At 33.2% G+C, this 18,220-nt stretch carries 23 protein-coding genes; 10 read left to right on the forward strand and 13 right to left on the reverse strand.

Annotation, left to right across the window (positions count from 1 at the left end; all coding sequences use genetic code 11):
- From SOJ_RS12395 to SOJ_RS12410, 4 genes are all read right to left on the reverse strand, one after another.
- Nucleotides 1–363 (reverse strand): hypothetical protein, encoded by a 363-nt coding sequence (locus SOJ_RS12395; RefSeq protein ID WP_002508454.1) that lies wholly within the window; start codon nt 361–363, stop codon nt 1–3.
- Nucleotides 335–1,477 carry a thiolase family protein gene (locus SOJ_RS12400; protein WP_002508455.1) on the reverse strand — a complete coding sequence of 381 codons (1,143 nt, stop codon included), beginning with the start codon at nt 1,475–1,477 and terminating at the stop codon, nt 335–337. The genes SOJ_RS12395 and SOJ_RS12400 overlap by 29 nt, the downstream gene beginning before the upstream one ends.
- Nucleotides 1,477–2,838, reverse strand: coding sequence for an AMP-binding protein (locus SOJ_RS12405; protein ID WP_002508456.1), 1,362 nt, complete (start codon nt 2,836–2,838; stop codon nt 1,477–1,479). The genes SOJ_RS12400 and SOJ_RS12405 overlap by 1 nt, the downstream gene beginning before the upstream one ends.
- Nucleotides 2,839–3,118: 280 nt before the next feature.
- Nucleotides 3,119–4,465, reverse strand: a complete 1,347-nt coding sequence (locus SOJ_RS12410; protein ID WP_002508458.1) for an alanine/glycine:cation symporter family protein — start codon at nt 4,463–4,465, stop codon at nt 3,119–3,121.
- 439 nt (nt 4,466–4,904) lie between these two features.
- On the opposite strand from SOJ_RS12410, the gene SOJ_RS14815 reads away from it, so the two are divergent.
- Entirely contained in the window at nt 4,905–5,033 is a 129-nt protein-coding gene (locus SOJ_RS14815) for a hypothetical protein (protein WP_002508459.1), read from the forward strand.
- Nucleotides 5,034–5,117: 84 nt separating this feature from the next.
- Here the strand turns inward: SOJ_RS14815 and hxlB are convergent, their stop codons facing one another.
- Both hxlB and hxlA read right to left on the reverse strand, forming a co-directional pair.
- On the reverse strand, nt 5,118–5,666 hold the full coding sequence (gene hxlB, locus SOJ_RS12415) for a 6-phospho-3-hexuloisomerase (RefSeq protein ID WP_002508460.1): 549 nt from the start codon (nt 5,664–5,666) through the stop codon (nt 5,118–5,120).
- A gap of 1 nt (nt 5,667) precedes the next feature.
- Nucleotides 5,668–6,300, reverse strand: coding sequence for a 3-hexulose-6-phosphate synthase (gene hxlA / locus SOJ_RS12420; RefSeq protein ID WP_002508461.1), 633 nt, complete (start codon nt 6,298–6,300; stop codon nt 5,668–5,670).
- 557 nt (nt 6,301–6,857) lie between these two features.
- Between hxlA and SOJ_RS12425 the strand changes: the two genes are divergently transcribed.
- The 5 genes from SOJ_RS12425 (at nt 6,858) to SOJ_RS12445 (ending at nt 10,293) form a co-directional block, all read left to right on the forward strand.
- Complete coding sequence (locus tag SOJ_RS12425; protein WP_162129935.1) at nt 6,858–7,220, forward strand: YojF family protein; 363 nt, start codon at nt 6,858–6,860, stop codon at nt 7,218–7,220.
- A gap of 12 nt (nt 7,221–7,232) precedes the next feature.
- Complete coding sequence (gene bshB2, locus SOJ_RS12430; RefSeq protein WP_002508463.1) at nt 7,233–7,898, forward strand: bacillithiol biosynthesis deacetylase BshB2; 666 nt, start codon at nt 7,233–7,235, stop codon at nt 7,896–7,898.
- Between the two features lie 14 nt (nt 7,899–7,912).
- Complete coding sequence (gene folE2, locus SOJ_RS12435) at nt 7,913–8,791, forward strand: GTP cyclohydrolase FolE2 (RefSeq protein WP_002508464.1); 879 nt, start codon at nt 7,913–7,915, stop codon at nt 8,789–8,791.
- 331 nt (nt 8,792–9,122) lie between these two features.
- Nucleotides 9,123–9,944, forward strand: a complete 822-nt coding sequence (locus tag SOJ_RS12440; RefSeq protein ID WP_002508465.1) for a hypothetical protein — start codon at nt 9,123–9,125, stop codon at nt 9,942–9,944.
- A gap of 4 nt (nt 9,945–9,948) precedes the next feature.
- The gene (locus tag SOJ_RS12445) at nt 9,949–10,293 is read left to right on the forward strand and encodes a MarR family transcriptional regulator (protein ID WP_002508466.1); all 345 of its coding nucleotides are present in this window, start codon (nt 9,949–9,951) and stop codon (nt 10,291–10,293) included.
- A 72-nt stretch (nt 10,294–10,365) separates the two neighbouring features.
- On the opposite strand, the gene SOJ_RS12450 is transcribed toward SOJ_RS12445, so the two are convergent.
- The 3 genes from SOJ_RS12450 to tadA form a co-directional block, all read right to left on the reverse strand.
- Nucleotides 10,366–10,932, reverse strand: coding sequence for an NADPH-dependent FMN reductase (locus SOJ_RS12450; protein WP_002508467.1), 567 nt, complete (start codon nt 10,930–10,932; stop codon nt 10,366–10,368).
- Between the two features lie 18 nt (nt 10,933–10,950).
- Nucleotides 10,951–11,823, reverse strand: coding sequence for a Cof-type HAD-IIB family hydrolase (locus SOJ_RS12455; RefSeq protein ID WP_002508468.1), 873 nt, complete (start codon nt 11,821–11,823; stop codon nt 10,951–10,953).
- Nucleotides 11,824–11,923: 100 nt separating this feature from the next.
- Nucleotides 11,924–12,415, reverse strand: coding sequence for a tRNA adenosine(34) deaminase TadA (gene tadA / locus SOJ_RS12460; RefSeq protein ID WP_002508469.1), 492 nt, complete (start codon nt 12,413–12,415; stop codon nt 11,924–11,926).
- 62 nt (nt 12,416–12,477) lie between these two features.
- Here tadA and SOJ_RS12465 point away from each other — a divergent pair, with 62 nt between their 5' ends.
- Both SOJ_RS12465 and SOJ_RS12470 read left to right on the forward strand, forming a co-directional pair.
- Complete coding sequence (locus tag SOJ_RS12465) at nt 12,478–13,095, forward strand: deoxynucleoside kinase (RefSeq protein ID WP_002508470.1); 618 nt, start codon at nt 12,478–12,480, stop codon at nt 13,093–13,095.
- Nucleotides 13,088–13,750 (forward strand): deoxynucleoside kinase, encoded by a 663-nt coding sequence (locus SOJ_RS12470; RefSeq protein WP_002508471.1) that lies wholly within the window; start codon nt 13,088–13,090, stop codon nt 13,748–13,750. The genes SOJ_RS12465 and SOJ_RS12470 overlap by 8 nt, the downstream gene beginning before the upstream one ends.
- 280 nt (nt 13,751–14,030) lie before the next feature.
- Here the strand turns inward: SOJ_RS12470 and SOJ_RS12475 are convergent, their stop codons facing one another.
- Complete coding sequence (locus tag SOJ_RS12475) at nt 14,031–14,420, reverse strand: hypothetical protein (protein WP_002508472.1); 390 nt, start codon at nt 14,418–14,420, stop codon at nt 14,031–14,033.
- Between the two features lie 74 nt (nt 14,421–14,494).
- The gene (locus tag SOJ_RS12480; RefSeq protein ID WP_002508473.1) at nt 14,495–15,193 is read right to left on the reverse strand and encodes an HAD family hydrolase; all 699 of its coding nucleotides are present in this window, start codon (nt 15,191–15,193) and stop codon (nt 14,495–14,497) included.
- A 220-nt stretch (nt 15,194–15,413) separates the two neighbouring features.
- Between SOJ_RS12480 and SOJ_RS12485 the strand changes: the two genes are divergently transcribed.
- The gene (locus tag SOJ_RS12485; RefSeq protein WP_002508474.1) at nt 15,414–15,629 is read left to right on the forward strand and encodes a hypothetical protein; all 216 of its coding nucleotides are present in this window, start codon (nt 15,414–15,416) and stop codon (nt 15,627–15,629) included.
- 171 nt (nt 15,630–15,800) lie between these two features.
- Here the strand turns inward: SOJ_RS12485 and SOJ_RS12490 are convergent, their stop codons facing one another.
- Nucleotides 15,801–16,622: an alpha/beta fold hydrolase gene (locus SOJ_RS12490; RefSeq protein WP_002508475.1), complete on the reverse strand. Its 822-nt coding sequence runs from the start codon at nt 16,620–16,622 to the stop codon at nt 15,801–15,803.
- A gap of 347 nt (nt 16,623–16,969) precedes the next feature.
- Between SOJ_RS12490 and SOJ_RS12495 the strand changes: the two genes are divergently transcribed.
- Complete coding sequence (locus SOJ_RS12495; protein WP_002508476.1) at nt 16,970–17,284, forward strand: antibiotic biosynthesis monooxygenase family protein; 315 nt, start codon at nt 16,970–16,972, stop codon at nt 17,282–17,284.
- Between the two features lie 243 nt (nt 17,285–17,527).
- Here SOJ_RS12495 and SOJ_RS12500 read toward each other — a convergent pair whose 3' ends face one another.
- Complete coding sequence (locus SOJ_RS12500) at nt 17,528–18,058, reverse strand: MBL fold metallo-hydrolase (RefSeq protein WP_338009708.1); 531 nt, start codon at nt 18,056–18,058, stop codon at nt 17,528–17,530.
- Nucleotides 18,059–18,220 lie beyond the last annotated feature (162 nt).

Consider the following 18,220-nt stretch of genomic DNA (forward strand, 5'->3'; position numbering starts at 1 on the left):
CTATAGCTGCTCCAAAAATATTTGTTTAATAGTGATATAGTTTTCACTATTTTTATGTACATCTAATTTAAAAGTATATTTCATAAATGATTTTATTTTCTTCTTCTCTATCATACACATATGCGCTAGATATGTCTCATTCGTTTCAAGCGATTTTGTATGGTTTATTTCTGTTTCTTTCAGCAAAATATTGCGGTTAGCATATTGCTGAAACAACTGAAATTCTGGCCATAACTTAGCACAATATAGTGGCGGTACTTTATTTAATGGATATTGATTAAAATATTGATTATAAGCTATGACATCATCTTCATTAAATATGATTTCTTGCCCTTCATGTCCATCTTTCAAACAATAATGCATTGCCCATGCCGCCTCCTATTCCCATAGTAGCAATTGTTCTTTGATATTCATCCATGTAAAACAAGCGCGTCACTAAAGCTGCACCACTTGCACCGTAGGGGTGCCCTGTAGCGATTGCGCCGCCATAAACATTTAATTTCGCATCAGTTAATCCCAACATTTCTTGACTTGCTAATACCTGTGATGCAAAGGCCTCATTCAATTCGACCGCATCAATTTCATCAATAGTATAGTGATTTTTTTCTAATAGTCTTGTCACTGCTGGTGCAGGACCTATCCCTAATATATTCGGGTCTACGCCTACAGTTAAACCATCTGTAAATGCTAACCCGCTATTAAAACCACATGCTTTGGCAGTTTCTTTTTCCATAATCATTAATAACACTGCACCATCATTTTTCATACAACAATTTCCAGCAGTAACTGTGCCTTCAGGTAAGAGTGGTTTCAAACGATTCAGCGTCCGTTCCGTTAACTTTGGTTTAATACTTTCATCTCGCTGAAATGTTTCATCCTTAACTTGAAATGGCATTATTTCTCGGGAAATGATTTGATGTTCATATGCAGCCATTGTTTTTTGATGGCTCATCCATGCATAATAATCTTGTGCCGTTCTTGAAATGTTGTAAGTTTGAGCTACATTTTCAGCCGCTTCAATCATTGAAGGGTCCTGTCTTTCAGGTGCAAATGATGCACGTTCAAAAAACTCTGGTAATTGGGTATCATAAACAGATTGCGGTCGCTTTATTTTCCAAGGTGAACGGCTCGTACTTTCTACACCGCCTGCCATATAAATTGTACCTGCGCCTGCTTGTATCATACGGCAAGCTTGTAATATCGCTTCTAACCCTGAACCACACTGTCTATCGATAGTTACGCCCGGGATGTGGTGATCTAGTTCTGCTTCAAGTAAGGACTTTCTCGCCAAATTACCTCCATTACCTACGACATTACCCAGAATAACGTCATCAATATCTGACATCACACGGGGGAATGTTTCTTTGAAATGTGTAAATAATGGCTTTATGAGGTGTTCTGGCTCTATATGCTTAAGCTTTCCTCCATATTTGCCAAATGCTGTACGTTTTGCCGCAACAATCACTGCTTCTTTCATTATTTAAACTCTCCTCCTAAGTAACGTTCCTTCATTTGTCTACGCGCTATTTTCCCACTTTGTGTATAGTACATTTCATCTATTTTAATCAATTTAGATGGTATTTGATATCTTCCCAAATATGATGACAAAAAACTTTTCAAAGATTGATAAGACACATATCGTGTACCTGTATAAAGTAGTACTGCAATCTCTCCGAACTTCGAATGTGGTTCACTCACTATGCACACTTCGTTAAAATATTCATATTCTTGGGCTACACGCTCAATTTCAGTTGGATAAACATTTCGACCACCAATAATCATGCGGTCACTCTGACGTCCGTGCAAATAGAGATATCCGTTATGATCAAGTGATGCAAAATCACCAATTTCCAGCCATTTACTTCGTGAAATATCTTGATTTGCATAACCACTAAACACCATATTACTTTGAATATGTAACACGCCTACACCCTGTTCATCCTGATGTGCCAAGTGTATTTTCACATTTGGAAAAGGTAAACCCACAGAATGATACGGTGCTTCATTATTGTAGTTATAACTTATAAAGCTTGCTTCAGATGTTCCGAAGAACTCTATTAATATAGTTTGCGGCATATATTGTTGAACTTTATTTCTTATTTCCAAAGGTAACTTATCACCTGTAGAAAAAATATAGCGCACTGACTCCATTTTAATATTTTCAGCCAAACACGATGTTAACATCGTCGGCACTAAAAACATGGCAACTGTTTCAGATACTTTTTCAATCGTTTGTAATAGCAACGGCGCATCAAATTGACGTTGTCCTATAAACGTTCTGCCACTATACAGCGCATAGATACAAGTATATAAAGACAACGAATGAGATAAAGGTCCAGGTGCAACGAGTATATTAATCAGCGTTCCTAAAAGCTTTTCGTTTTCTTTGTATGAATATATCCATGATTTTTCATTGCGATAATAAGCTTTTGGTAAGCCTGTCGTTCCTGAAGTAAAACCAACATGTAATAAATCATCATGCCACTTCAATTGATTATTTTTAATATGCTTACTTATTATTTCTTGTTCCTCATTGATTACATAAGAAATCCCATAATGGTTTAGTAATGTGTCTATCTGCGCTTGTGACCATTGAAAATCTAGTATGCATGGAATACAATTTTTCTTTAACAATGCACAATAATAGATGATTGTTTCCATAGGGTCTTTCATTATGACTGCTACAAATTGATGACTAGGAATACTCGCTATATCTTCAAGCACTAATTCGATATTTATTTTTAATTGTTTATAATTGCACTTTAAATCATCAAATTGCAACGCAAGGCGTTGTGGCAGTTCTTGTGCGTGTTGATCAATCTTTTCTAATATTTCCACTTTCATGTCACCCTTTGAATTGTAAACTTTAATATAATATATATTAACATTAATTATAGTTGTTTACCTTTACACAATCACTGATAAATTTTAATCGTGGAGGCTTAGGTCATCTTCTTCCCAATTCTTTTTAGAATTCAATGATAATTTCAATCCAAATCCCATTAGCACATTAAATTTTCCAGAAATAAAATATCCAAACCCAATTTTAGAAAAATCTGCGTACCAAAAATCCCTCACTGCATTTTGTAGTGAGGGATCTTCTTTTTAATAGAACAACTTATTTATAGTTGTTAAAGAAATCTATAGTTAGTGATTTTACTTTTGGTGAAAGTATAAGGACAGCAATAACGTTAGGTATAAGCACAATGGCAAGTGCTAAATCTAACAAATTCCATAGTTGTGTTGCTGCACCCAAAGCACCTACGATTAATGATAATACGTAGACGACTTTCATAATCCAACCACCTGTTAATCCAAATAAGAATTCTGCCATTCTAGAGCCGTAAAAAATCACGACGATGACCGTTGAAAATACGAAAAACACCATCGAAATCGATACAATCATACTGCCAAATTGTCCAAAAGCATCTTCAAACGCTCTGGCTATGAGCGCTGCAGATTGTGATTTTGCGTCTTCTGCTGTCCAGACACCAGAAACAAGTACAACGAAAGCAGTCGTACTACATACGACAAACGTATCGACTACAATTTCACTGACACTCCAAAAAGCCTGACGTACAGGATGATCCGTTTTAGCAGCTGCATGAGCAATAGGTGATGTACCAAGACCTGCTTCATTAGAATATATGCCTCGTGCAAATCCCCAACGGATGGTAGTTGCGAGCGCTGCACCGAATGTGCCGCCTAATGCTGCACTAGGATTAAACGCTTGTTCAACAACAAGTGCAATAATATTAGGCACTTGAGTGATATTCATTACGACAATAGCAAATCCTAACAAACAATATAAACCTACCATGATTGGCACAATCTTCTCAGTAAATGATGCGATACGTTGAATACCACCAAACACGACTAATGCTGCAAGAATAGCTAGAACGACACCAGTTACACCCATATGTATATTAAATGTATCATGAACAGTCCTTGCAGCCGAATGACCTTGTACCATAATACTTGGAATAAGCTCAAGCATCAGCGCAAAAGCAAAGACGATAGAAAAAATAGCGCCTAACTTTTTATTTTTAAAACCTTTCTTCATATAATATGTAGGTCCACCAACAAATTCGCCCTTTTTATTTTTTTCACGATAATGTACACCGAGTACGTTTTCACTGAATTTTAAAGCCATGCCTAGGAATGCAATTACTATCATCCAAAAGACTGCACCTGGCCCACCCATCATAATAGCCGTAGGTACACCAACAATATTCGCAGCGCCTATCGTAGATGATAACGCAGAGGTCAATGCTTGCCTCGGTGTGATTGTACCCTCACCCTTAGGCGTTTTATTGACACTTCCAAAGGTCTGTTTCATCATATAAAAGAAATGTCTAAACTGAATAAATTTCAAGTTTATTGTTAAATATAAACTTGCAACTAATAATAATGTAACTAAAGGAAACCCCCAAAGCCAATCTGAAAAAGCAACGATTTTTTCCATTATATCTCCCCTTTAATAATGTATTAAAATCAATTTGTCATAGATCTACGTGAAAATAGTCTAAAAGTAACTAAACTATTTTTTTATAGTATCCCCTATTTGTTTTATTCTTAATCATTAGTTGCCATTTTAAAATTCGTTTTTATATTCTAATTAACTTTCTTCTATAGTTTTTAAATTTATTATTTTTAATATTAAAATAAATTGTAGTATCAAAGTCTCAAAACTATATACTTTGTTATCAATCAACTGTTTAGCATAGCTATAGCACATACGCTTTAGTTGAGTTTGATTAACAATTAAACATCAGGGAAAAGGTAACATACAACAAATTTTTATCACGTATATTTATTTTTTCTTTTTTAAAATAATAACTAGTCAAAACCGACCTTAATGCATTGTAATTCATATAAAAACTTAAACAGTTAGGATGATTAAAATGAAGAAGATTTTAACTATTAACATCATCGTTTCACTTGCAATAATCGCTTTTATAACATGTAAACAATGTATAGATATGACACAAGAAAATAGTATGGAAGATCATAATAGAGTTCATTTAGATTAATTTTAATATACAGAAATAAAAAGAGAGAGGAAACTTAAATTTAGTTTCCTCTCTCTTTTTACTTTTATTAACACTTATATTTGGTTATTCCAAATTTGCGTGGTTTTGTTGCATTGCTTCTTCATCAACTTTTAACTCAGTCATTAAGTCTAAAACAATACTATCTAAAAACACTTGTGATGCTTGTTCAAATAGGCTACCTAGGGGTTGTGCTGAACCTTCAGCATCATATTTCGTCCCTGCCGGTAATTCAATAACTGCATTTGCAAGTTCACCTATCGCTGAAGCCGGGTTTGTCGACAATAATACAACTTCTGCACCTACAGCTTTAGCTTTATCTGCTAATAATCTTAAATGCTCTGTCGATCCTGACCCAGAGATAATAACAAACAAATCATTTTCAGTAATAGACGGCGTTGTAGACTCACCCACAACATGCGCGTATTTGCCTAATTGATTTAAACGCATTGCAAAACTATTTGCTACAAAGCCAGAGCGACCTTTTCCTGCAACAAATATTTGATTCGCTTCAACCACTTGTGTTAAAAACGTTTTTGCTTCACTATCTTTAACGTGTGATAGTGTATGGTCTAATTCATCTAATATTAAGCGATAATTTGTAATTTCAGTCATATTATCTGCCTTCAATCGCATCTCTACATTGTTTAGCAGCTTCAACTGGATTGTCAGCGTTAGCAATACCGCCACCAACTACAACCAAGTCTGGTTCTTCTGCTACAACTTCTTTAATTGTATCTGGTTTAATACCACCAATAACAGCTACTTTAGAATTAGAAATAACTGATTTAACTTTACGTAAACTTTCTAAAGGAGATTGACCTTCAGCTTGTAAGTCATAACCAGTATGCACAGCGATATAGTCTGCGCCTAAATCGTCTAATTCTTTAGCACGTTTTTCTAAATCTTGTACTGCAATCATATCTACTAACAATTCTTTACCACTTTTATGTGCTTCTTCAACTGCTGCTTTAATTGATGCATCTTCAGCAACACCTAAAATTGTTATTACGTCTGCACCAAATTTAACTGCTTGGCTTACTTCATAGTCTGCAGCATCCATAATTTTTAAGTCTGCAAGTACTTTTACGCCTTCTATATTATCATTTAAATGTTGAACCGCTGGTAAACCTTCATTAATAACGATTGGTGTACCAATTTCTACGATATCTACATAATCTTTAACTTTATTCGCAAGTTTTGCCGCTTCCTCTTTATTCAATAAATCAATTGCTAGTTGTAATTCCAAAATGATCATCCCTTCTTGAATTAAATTATAGAGCCATCGTTGTGACTTAACTTACTATATAATGTTGCACTTAAGCTATTTACCCTTAGTTTTATATATTAAACGAGTAAAATAACACGATAAACACTTGTATATCCTCTACCTAAAATGAATATACCCGTTAACACCTATGTTAATACTATGTTTTATTGTTAAAACTACAGTCATAATAAATTGATTGTTATGCAAATTATATATAAATCTTATTACACTTATGCATTATACTTCTTTTATATCTTTTTAACAGGAATTGGATTCCACCTCTATTTAAGTATTAAATTGAGACTTTTTAATATAAATTGAGCAGAGTGATACATTTCTGCTGTGCTTTTTAGTAGAATGAAGAGATAATCAAAATATAAAATACAATTCTTAGATATAAAATTCACTTTTCTGGTAGAAAATGTATACGAGTCGGTTTACACTAAAGTATAGACTTATATCATAGAAATCTATTGTGTTAAGTAAATATAAATAATTGAATTTTGTAATGTTGGGTTTGGAAGCAAGGAGGCAAAATTTTGGAACAAATAAACAATGAGGAAGTACAAGCATTACTTTCTTCATATGAGCATAAACCTGTATACTTACATGTTGAAACAACAAATGGTGCATATGCTGCTCACTTTGACCAACGTGTATTTAATGCGGGAACTTTTTTGAGAAATATTCAAGTGACTTACGAACACGCTCAACTTAAAGGTGGCAACAAAGATCCTTTCCGTGTCGGTCTTAAATTGAAAGATAGCGGTTGGGTCTATGTCCAAGGATTAACACATTATGAAGTGAATGAGAATGGTGAGCTTCTGCTAGCAGGGTTTAACTATGAAGGTCAATTAGCTGCTGCTTTAGAAATTAGTACTCAACCGTTCAAAGCATAAGGAGGGCGTATCATGACAGAGGAAAGCCAAGTATTAGTAATTTTTCCACATCCAGATGATGAATCATTCTCATCTGCAGGCACATTAGCACGCTATATCGATAATGGAGTTCCAGTCACGTACGCATGTTTGACACTCGGACAAATGGGACGCAATTTAGGCAATCCACCTTTTGCTACACGTGAGACATTACCAGATATTCGTGAAAAAGAATTAGAAAAAGCAATGGAAGCAATAGGCATAACTGATTTACGTAAAATGGGTTTACGAGATAAAACTGTAGAGTTCGAACCACATGATGAAATGGATGCAATGGTTAAATCCCTCATTGATGAATTACAACCATCTGTCATCATTTCTTTCTATCCGCAGTTTGCTGTTCATCCTGACCATGAAGCTACTGCAGAAGCAGTCGTGAGAACGGTTGGTCGTATGCCAGCATCTGAAAGACCACGTTTACAGCTTGTAGCATTTAGTAATGACGCACATGAAAAATTAGGTGCACCAGACATTCTAAATGAGATCAGTGATTATAAAGAGGTTAAACTACGTACATTCGAAGCACATGCATCTCAAACAGGTCCATTCTTAGAGTCACTTGCAACACCTGACGTACCTGGAGAAGCACACAGTTTCTTAGAAGTAGAACCTTATTGGACTTATAACTTTGAATCTTAAGTGGAGGCAATAGCATGACAGAATTTGACTTATCTACTAGAGAAGGAAGATGGAAGCACTTTGGTTCTGTTGACCCTATCGAAGGTACGAAACCAACTGAAAAAGAAAATATGAAAGACTTACAAAGTACACATAAAGATTTCTTGTTTGAAATCGAAGAGGTAGGTATTAAAAACTTAGTTTACCCAGTACTTGTAGATCGTTTCCAAACTGCTGGAAACTTTAGTTTTTCAACAAGTTTAAATCAAGACGAAAAAGGCATTAATATGAGCCGTATATTAGAAAGTGTCGAAAAGCACTATAATAATGGCATTGAATTAAATTTTGACGCACTTTATCAATTATTACGTAGTTTACAAGTTAGCATGGAACAAAACGCTGCTGGTTTAGATGTCTCAGCTAAATGGTTCTTCGACCGTTATAGCCCAGTCACTCAAATCAAAGCTGTTGGTCATGCCGATGTAACTTATGGTTTAGCGATTGATAAAGATGATGTAACCCGTAAAGAGATTACAATCCAAGCTGCGGTGACTACACTTTGCCCTTGTTCAAAAGAAATTAGCGAGTACTCAGCACACAACCAGCGTGGTATTATCACTGTAAAAGCTTTTCTAAATAAAGATGTTGATTTAATAGGTGATTATAAAGAAGTCATTTTAGATGCAATGGAAGCTAATGCAAGCTCTATTTTATATCCTATTCTAAAACGTCCTGATGAGAAAAGTGTTACAGAACACGCTTATGAAAATCCAAGATTTGTAGAAGACCTTATCCGTCTGATCGCTGCAGATTTGGTAGGTTTTGAGTGGCTTGATGGTTTTGAAATAGAATGTCGCAATGAAGAATCTATTCACCAACACGATGCTTTTGCTAAATTAAAATACCATAAATAGTTAAATACAATTTAACTCATACGCTTTATTTATTATAGGAGTACTAATATATATTTATTAGTACTCTTTTTTTGTTCAAAATTTGAATATCTCTAGTAAATGTAATTTCAATTTTTCTAGATTATCTATTTGATGTTATGTTTTTAATTATTAAAAAGTAAAATTTTAAGCGTTACTATTAAATTATTTACTCTAAAATCTAAACTCGCATATTAATTTTAAAATAATGTGTATCAAGAGTTAAATTTTGTTAATGTCCGATATACACTTTTCGTATTAAAATTATTATAGAGGAGATGCTTCTTAGTATATTGGTGTGGTGAAATAAATAATGGATTATGATTTAAAGATATATAATAATAAAACATTCAATTTTAAATGTTTACGTACTAACCATTTTTTAAATATCTATTTCGTTTTTGATGGAGCAATTACAATACTAAAAAACAACAATTTTCAACATTATCGTACAGGAGATATATTTTATATTCATGACTATGAATGTATTAATGATATCAACTTTGAAGGCACGTTATTATGTCTATCTATAAATAATTACTATTATTATAAAATTTTGAATAAGTATGCTCAAAATGAACATAATATAATAGATGAAGATAATCCCGATTTAAAAACACTTTATAACGACGTCATTTTATCAATGTTAAATCAATCAAACACTAAAGATATAGAACGAAAATTATTATATTTAATTAAAGCGACTTATCTTAATACCATAAATACAACTCCTCGCTCTAAATCTGAACGGAATTTTAAACATATATTGATTAGAGACGTTATTCAATATATTAATAACAACTGTGAAAGAAAATTAATTTGCCAAGATATTGCGCATCAATTTTTTGTGAATAACAGCTTTTTATCGCGTGAATTTTCAGCACTTATGTGTTGTACCTTATCAAACTACATTATTGCTTCAAAAATTCACTTTTCAGCATGTGCTTTATTAAATGGTGATAGTTTAGATTTTGTATGGAGACAGTATCACTTCCATTCACTTAAAGATTATATATATCATTTTCAAGTAATCAAAGGTGTAAACCCTTATGGATTTAATAATAAACAACCTATTATAGAAGGTATTAAAAATTTCAAAATAATACAACAAAGAACAAATAACTTAATGTGGTGATAACATGAATATAATAACTTACGAAGAAAAGAGAAAATTAATTAAAAAAGTAGTAAAACAAAATTTGAACCTTACATTTGCTGAAATAATTATATTGGATAAATTACTTTATATTAACAAAGAAAGTATTGAAGCGGTAGAACTCAAAAGGTTGTTGTATAGTCACAACACACCCATTTCAATACAAATCAACAATCTCATTGAGCTAGGGCTATTAAAAAAATCTAGAGATGCATATGATGAGCGTTGCATTCATTTACATAATATAGACCTACCTAAAATAAAGTCGATTTTAGATCAATATCATACAATCGTAACTTCTATTTTAAAGCCATCAAGCTCAAAATAGCATACATAAAAATAACTGTTAGGCCCTATTTAGAAACCTAACAGTTATTTTAGTATAATTTAATCATTTAACTTATTTTAAATGTTCATAAGGACTATTTTTAACAAAAGAAATGATTTGATCTACAAATAATCTAGCACGTAATTGGAATTCTTCATTATCTAAATATAATGTACCATCGTCTAATTTTTTATAATCTGTATCATGCGTAGCAATTTGTGTTGGCACTGCAATACCTAATAATGTACGTACAATTAAACGTAAATGTGATAGCGGTTCTGAACTTACGATACCTCCACTATTACCAATAAGGCCTACAGGTTTCATTTTGAAATCATCCATAGTTAAATGATCTAAAGCATTTTTTAAAATACCAGAGTATGAACCATGATAATTCGGAGATCCTAAGACGAAAAAGTCCGCTTCTCTTGCTTTAGCTTGTAATGTACTTAAATTATTTTTATATGTTTCACTTGGACTAGAAGCACCTGAAACATCAAGTTGGTGAATTGGATGTTCTGCAAGATCAAAAATTTCAACTTCAAAATCATGTTCTTCAAAATGCCCTTTTAAATATTGGGATAGCGCTGTTGTATGTGAACCTAATTTCGCACTCCCTACAATGATTAAACCTTTCATAATACACTTCTCCTCATACTAAATTTCATTATTTTCTTTGAGCAATTTCATAATCGCTTTTCCGACGCCACTTTGCTCATTTGTGTCTGTAGCATACTTAGACACTGCTTTTACTTCAGGCGTAGCGTTATCCATCGCTACAGAGTAACCAGCACGCTCTAGCATAGAAATATCATTCATGTTATCACCTATTGCCATAACATTTTCCATATCTATATTAAGACGCTCTGCAATCGTTTCTAACGCGATGCCTTTTTGTGCATCTGAGTGTGTAATTTCAATATTGCCTCTTGAAGAAGAAGAAATTGCAAGACTTTCTGATTGTGCTAGTTTCTCACTTGCACGGTCAATTTTTTCTAAATCACTGTCAAAAGCAAGGATTTTCATAACGATTTCTCCAGGGGTATCTTCAATCTTGTCATAATTATCTACAACTTTTAAAGTACCATTATCAATTCGTTTTTGAATACCAGCTTTAATTTTTTCTACGTCTGCTTTTTGACCAGCTCGTTCTGCAATATCTATATATATTTCTAAATCGCGTTGAGGGTTTTCAGTGTAGATACCTAAGTTTGTATAAACTTGATAATAAATATCTTCCTTATCCATCTCAGTTGTAATTCTATTAATTAACTCACGATTCAATTTAGATGTACTCATGATATTAAAAGATTCATCTCTCACTTCTGCACCATTTAAACAGATGTAAGGCACTTTCAAATCTGTTTGATTTACAGGTGAATTGGCTTCATAAAAAGCACGTCCCGTAGCAATAACTACTGTTATGCCTTGCGATTGTGCATATTGAATCGCCTTAATATTCTCTTCTGATATCTCATGTGCCGCATTTAATAATGTACCATCCATATCTGTTGCAATTAATTTTATCATTAATTTACCTCGTTTCCTTCTATGATCGATAACACAATCTTAATTACACACCATTCTCATTTGCCACAAATTTGTAACACACTCATATTCTACCAAATCTTTAGTGATTTGTATTATCGGCTGTTTGTATGATTTTTTTATTTTTTCTTAAATTTTTAAAAAATATTTTTAATAATTGGCTACATGCTTCTTCTAATACACCTGTTTGAACCGTTGCCCGATGATTAAATCTTGGTTCTTGTAACAGGTCCATGAGACTACCTGCACAGCCACCTTTGGGATCTTTGGCTCCATAAATCACATACGGAATACGGCTCATTACAATCGTTCCAGCACACATCACGCATGGTTCTAGCGTGACATAAAGTCGGCAGTTTTCTAAGCGCCAACTACCGACGACAGCAGCAGCTTTCTGAATTGCAAGATGCTCAGCGTGTGCAGTTGGGTCTTGTGATGATTCTCGCAAATTGTGTGCTCTTGCAATCACTTCATTATCTCGAACAATGACAGCACCAATAGGCACTTCACCAATATCCCCTGCTTTTTTTGCTTCTTCAATCGCAATTTTCATAAAATCTTGGTCAGTTGTCATGTGTCTTACACCTCACATATGGTACAATATTTATTGTCTATTTTAACATTGGAGCGGTAAATATGAAAAAACAATTTATTGCTGTTGAAGGCCCGATTGGTGTCGGAAAGTCTTCTTTAGCGCACAAACTTAGTCAAACTTACAATTACTATGAAGAAAAAGAAATTGTAAATGAAAATCCTTTTTTATCAGATTTCTATGAAGATATTTCTAAATGGAGTTTCCAAACAGAAATGTTCTTTTTATGTAATCGTTACAAACAATTCCAAGATCTTGTTTCAAATGAAAGTGGTATCGTTAGTGATTATCACATTTATAAAAATAAAATTTTCGCACATAATACCTTAACGAGTGCCGAATACAGTAAATTCTCAAGAATTTATGATATTTTAACTGAAGACTTGGAAATGCCTAATATCATCATCTTTTTAGATGCGGAATTAAAAACCTTAAAAGACCGTATAGCACAACGTAACCGCAGTTTTGAACATCAAATTGAGGATGACTACCTACTTAATTTAAAGCGTGATTACAATGCCTATTATAATTCGTTAAAAGCTGACGGAGAACGCGTCATTCGCATCGACACGACACGCCTTGATTTTGTTAAACACAATGATGACTATAATTATATTTTAGAATTAGTGAAACCACTGATTGGAGGACAAATGCATGAATAAATACGGTATCCCTCAAGATGCTGTGATTACTATCGCTGGTACTGTAGGCGTAGGAAAATCAACATTAACAAAAGCTTTAGCCGAACGCCTGAATTTTAGAACTTCATTTGAAAACGTGGACCACAACCCCTACCTCGATAAGTTTTACAACGACTTTGAGCGTTGGAGTTTCCACTTACAAATTTATTTCTTAGCTGAACGTTTTAAAGAACAAAAACGCATGTTTGAATATGGCGGTGGTTTCATCCAAGACCGTTCGATTTACGAAGATGTCGACATTTTCGCTAAAATGCATGAAGAACAAGGTACAATGAGCCCAGAAGACTTTGAAACATATTCTGAATTATTTAACGCCATGGTCATGACGCCTTATTTCCCTAAACCAGATGTATTGATTTATTTAGAATGTGATTACGATGAAGTCATTGATCGCATTAATCAGCGTGGTCGTCAGATGGAAATGGAAACTGACCCAGAATATTGGCAAAAACTATTTAAACGTTACGACGACTGGATAAGTGAATTTAACGCATGTCCTGTTGTACGTGTGAACATTAATGAATATGATTTACATGAAGATCCAGACTCATTAAACCCAGTCATTGATAAGATTCGTCATATCATTGAAACACATCGTAAAGTGGATCAACGCTAATACAAATAAAGTGTCGACAAAGCATCTGACTTTGTTGGCATTTTTTTGTACATATTTTTCTTAAATTCAATTTCGACTTTTCTATTTATTTCATACTCACTTGCCTAGGACACGGTCTCAGCCTGTAGTCTTTTACTATCGTTTTATTAACTAGCCAGGAGTTGGCCAAATCACTGCCATCATTCAAACAAAAATTATCAAGAAGAAAAAACAGCTATAAAAAACAATGGAGTGGGACAATTATTATGTCTCACTCCTTTTTCATTGCTATAACAATGTATTACTCAATATGTCTGCGGTAGATTATTTTTTCAATTTCGTCTTCTGTCACATACTTACTATAATAATGTTCATCTGTTTGATCTAATCCAAATGAGCTCGCTTTGTCTTGATCTTCTGTACCAATATAAAGTTGTTGTTCTGTATCTTGGTATAAATCAAAAACGGCACCTTCATATCTTGCTTCTTGAAATAATGAATAAAGCTCATCAACATCGTCTCTCGGGATACGTTTGAAATATAATGTATGCGCTGATTGATTTGCTGTTTGTGCTTCAAAACCATGTTCCAATGCCTTTTCGTCTTCTGTTGCTAGCACCAATTCGTTACCAACAATTTCAACTACTTTATAAGTTTCGCCTTTATAATCTGCGTATTTTCCATCAATCATACAATCACCTCTATGTTTATATTAAAGAAAAAAGTCATAATATACGATACGTATATTATGACACAATTTGTGAACTACGCATATTGATTTAATATTCCTAGAACGTCATTCGCGTTATCTACAATATGGTCAGCTTTATTAAGTTCTTGTTCTAATCCTACGCCCGTTAGTACAGCAATCTTAAGGCCTAACTTAGCATTTACACCTGTTTGTATATCATTGGCGGTATCACCCACGATGATTACATCTTGTGGTGATACGTCGTAGTTGTTAAACAAGGGATTAAGCACTTCTGGATTAGGCTTTTCAACTGCATTAGCTTCCGTAGATATGACTACATCAAAGAAATGATCAAATTGAGTTACTTCTAAAAATTGTTCTACACCCTTTTTAGAGTCACTTGTTACTATCCCCATTTTATAGCCTTGGTTTTGTAGCGTCTCCAACGTTTCATAAATACCTTCTACCAGAACATTTTCTGGCACTCTATTATCAACAAGTGTTTGGCTCCTCTTTTGTGCCCACTTAGAAACGTCCTGACCAGCAATATCACATAACGCTTTGACCATTTCTTCTAAAGCGCCTGAAGCCATTATTGTGCCAGGTTGAATTTCTCCATCTACGATACCTAAATGCTTATATGCTGCATCTATATCATGTATATTGTCCTTGTATGCTTCCATGAAATCGTCGACGAGTTGTAAGCCAATCTTCATCCAACTACCGTCAAAATATATTAATGTGCCATCTTTATCAAATAAAATCCATTTCATCGCTTGAACAGCTCCTATGTATTAACTTCATACTAAATTATATCGCACTTTATTTTAATATAAAGATATAAGGCTAAACAAATAATGAAACTGGGAGAATAATATTATTAAATTCAATATTTTAGAGAACGTTGAAAAAACATCTCTTTATGTTAATATTATTTCAAAGTTAAGTTAATTTTTTCTTGATATTTAATTTTTATAAAAAGGAAGATGATATATGATATATCTATTCGTAATCATTGTAGTCGCAACGTTAATTGGCATGTTTTTTTTAAAGAGACAAAAGCCTACGTCTCCCAAAAGTTGGCTTAAGGGCATTGGATTAATTATTCTTTCTATCATCATTGTAAATGGCTTTTATCATATAGATGAAATTTTAAACGGTGCTAAGAAAGAGCAAGAAGATATTCAAAATAGACAAAACCCAAAATAAAAAGTATCACTGCAATAATTACAGTGATACCTAAGCTTTCTAAAAGCTCATATTTTTAAATAATTTTCATACATTGATTATAAGACAAGTTTATGGATTTAAATAATCAAGAAAACCTTCTTTGTCACTTTAAGAAGCTTTGTGTCAAAATCGAACTTTTTTTAAACTTTTCTATTTTAATATTGTGTTATTTAAAACATCTCTCAATGCTTCTACCATCTCATATTTTTTCTCTGTTGTGAATGAAACGTGGTTCCCTGGTACAGTAACATAAGGTTTATCTAGCTTTTCAGCAAGTACCCGAGCTGTTCTCGCATAATAAGCATCTTTACTGTCTGCGCCAGCCATAAATACGAAGGACAAATTGTCTTTTTTTATTTTTTCTAAATCTGGTGTTTCACTCGAAATATGGGCATATTCGTGTGCAAAAAAATATTCAAGCGAGTTTGCAATCATCCCATCTTTATCATCAATTACATCGTTTTCGCTTCCTGCAGGATTAAAACCAACAAGTGAGTTACTGAATTCTTTCATTGCAGCAAAAGGTCCCTTTTCTTTATAAGTGTTATAAACGAAATCAACATATTCATCCCACTTCTCAGCATCTGGTAAAACTTTCATAATCGCTGGTTCATGTAAAAACCCACCAGCAATAACCTCCGGATAATCTTCAATGAGTTTCAAACCAATAGCGGCCCCACCACTGTTCGCAAATAACAATACTTTTTCAATTTTCATATCACGAACGATAGCAAGGGCATCTCTAGCCTCTTGTGACACATCAAGATCTGCATTAAAATCTCCAGTACTTCTAGAATTGCATCTTCTATCGTAACGTACGACAGTATATTCGTCAGACAAAATAGAAGATAAATCGGAGTAAGTATCTGCATCACCACCAAATCCTACTATAGTTAATAGAATAGGACCTTTCCCTTTTACATCATAAAATATTTCTGCGCCTTCGGTAACTACACTTTTTGTATATGACATTTTAACCAGCTCCTGTTCAAATTTAACTCAAATTTATTTTAGCCTTTATATATACTCCTAAACAATATGCATTGTATCTACAATTGTTTAAAAATATACACTAAACCTATAAATGTTTAGTAACGTACAATTTCATCTAAAAATCCACAAAAATAAATAGCACCCTAAAACAATGTTTGGGTGCTCTACTTTAAGTGATTCATTCAATATTTGTTCTACTTAGTGGGAATAAAGCAAAGACACTTTGGTTGAATAAATCACAGAATATTAATTTAATGCATTTCATATGTTTTAACTTTTTATTTTTGCTAAAATTTAGTCAATAGCGTTAAGGAGGAATGAAATACATGTTCATAGCACAAGCCAATTTTACAGCTTCTTTAGAAGATAGAGCGATTTTGGATAACAAAATAAGCCATGCTAAAGATGATTTTTCAGGATATGATGGTTTAATAGACGTAGAAATTTGGAAAAACGAAACAAAATCTAAAATTTCATACTCTATCGTATCGAAATGGAATGAAAAAAAGGATTTCCAAGCATGGGTGTCACGTCCAGCACATGTTGAAGAACATAAAAATATGCGCAAGGAAGAAAAAGAAAATACTAAACCTACAAGTATTGAAAAACAAATAAAACAATTTGAGTTACTAGATATATAAAATATAATCGATAATTATCATAAGAGACACTTCTTTTAAAAAGAAGTGTCTCAGAGTGCCGACACAGTTTCTGACTGTGTCGGCATTTTTTGCACGTTTTCTTAGGACCAGATTCTGTAGTATTAGTATAGTGCTTTATTAACTGTTCAGAAATAAATATGAAGTGCTTTCTATATCCGTATTAATTTCTAGTAATCACTTACTACGTATAGTAGAAACTATCTTATATTTAATTTTCATTATTTAAAAAGTATATTTATCCCCATCGTTTGGTACTTTAAGTTGTGAAGAAAATTGTTTTTCTTTTGCGAATTGCTTTAAATACTCTCTTGAAAGGTTCCAATGATTTACAGCTTCCATATGAACAACGATGATCTCAGATGATGGCATTAATTTAGCAACTTCATAAATATCATTTTCATCCATAACCAACGAACCGCCTTCATTAAATTGGTTATCTCCACCATTAACAACTATGATTTCAGGGTTATAAGTTTTTAAAGTTTTTTCAACTTCTTCATACCAAACTGTATCGCCAGCAATGTATAATGATTTTTCATTATCCTGTTGAAATATCAAACCACACACTTTACCTGCAATTTTCACTATATCACCACGACCGTGTTGACCTGGTGTTTTAATCACTTGGATATCTCCGATTTGATTTGTATCTTCTAAAGCTTCAACATCTGTGAACCCAACATTTTTTACTTCTTCAGCATCTTCACTGTTCTGTGTGTAAATTTTAATATCTATTCTGTAAGTTATACAAATATTTAAGTTTTATTTTTTTATTCTCAATAATTATAAGTAGACATGTTAAGAAGAGACTGCTTTTTTCTGTTATGCTCCCTTCAAAGTAGACACTTAAAAAGTGAAATCTTTGGAGGGTCTTTTTTATGTCTCGTAAACTTTAAGTTGAAAAACATTAGCAAG

The sequence above is a fragment of the Staphylococcus sp. OJ82 genome, assembly GCF_000294465.1.
Taxonomy (GTDB): Bacteria; Bacillota; Bacilli; order Staphylococcales; family Staphylococcaceae; genus Staphylococcus; species Staphylococcus equorum.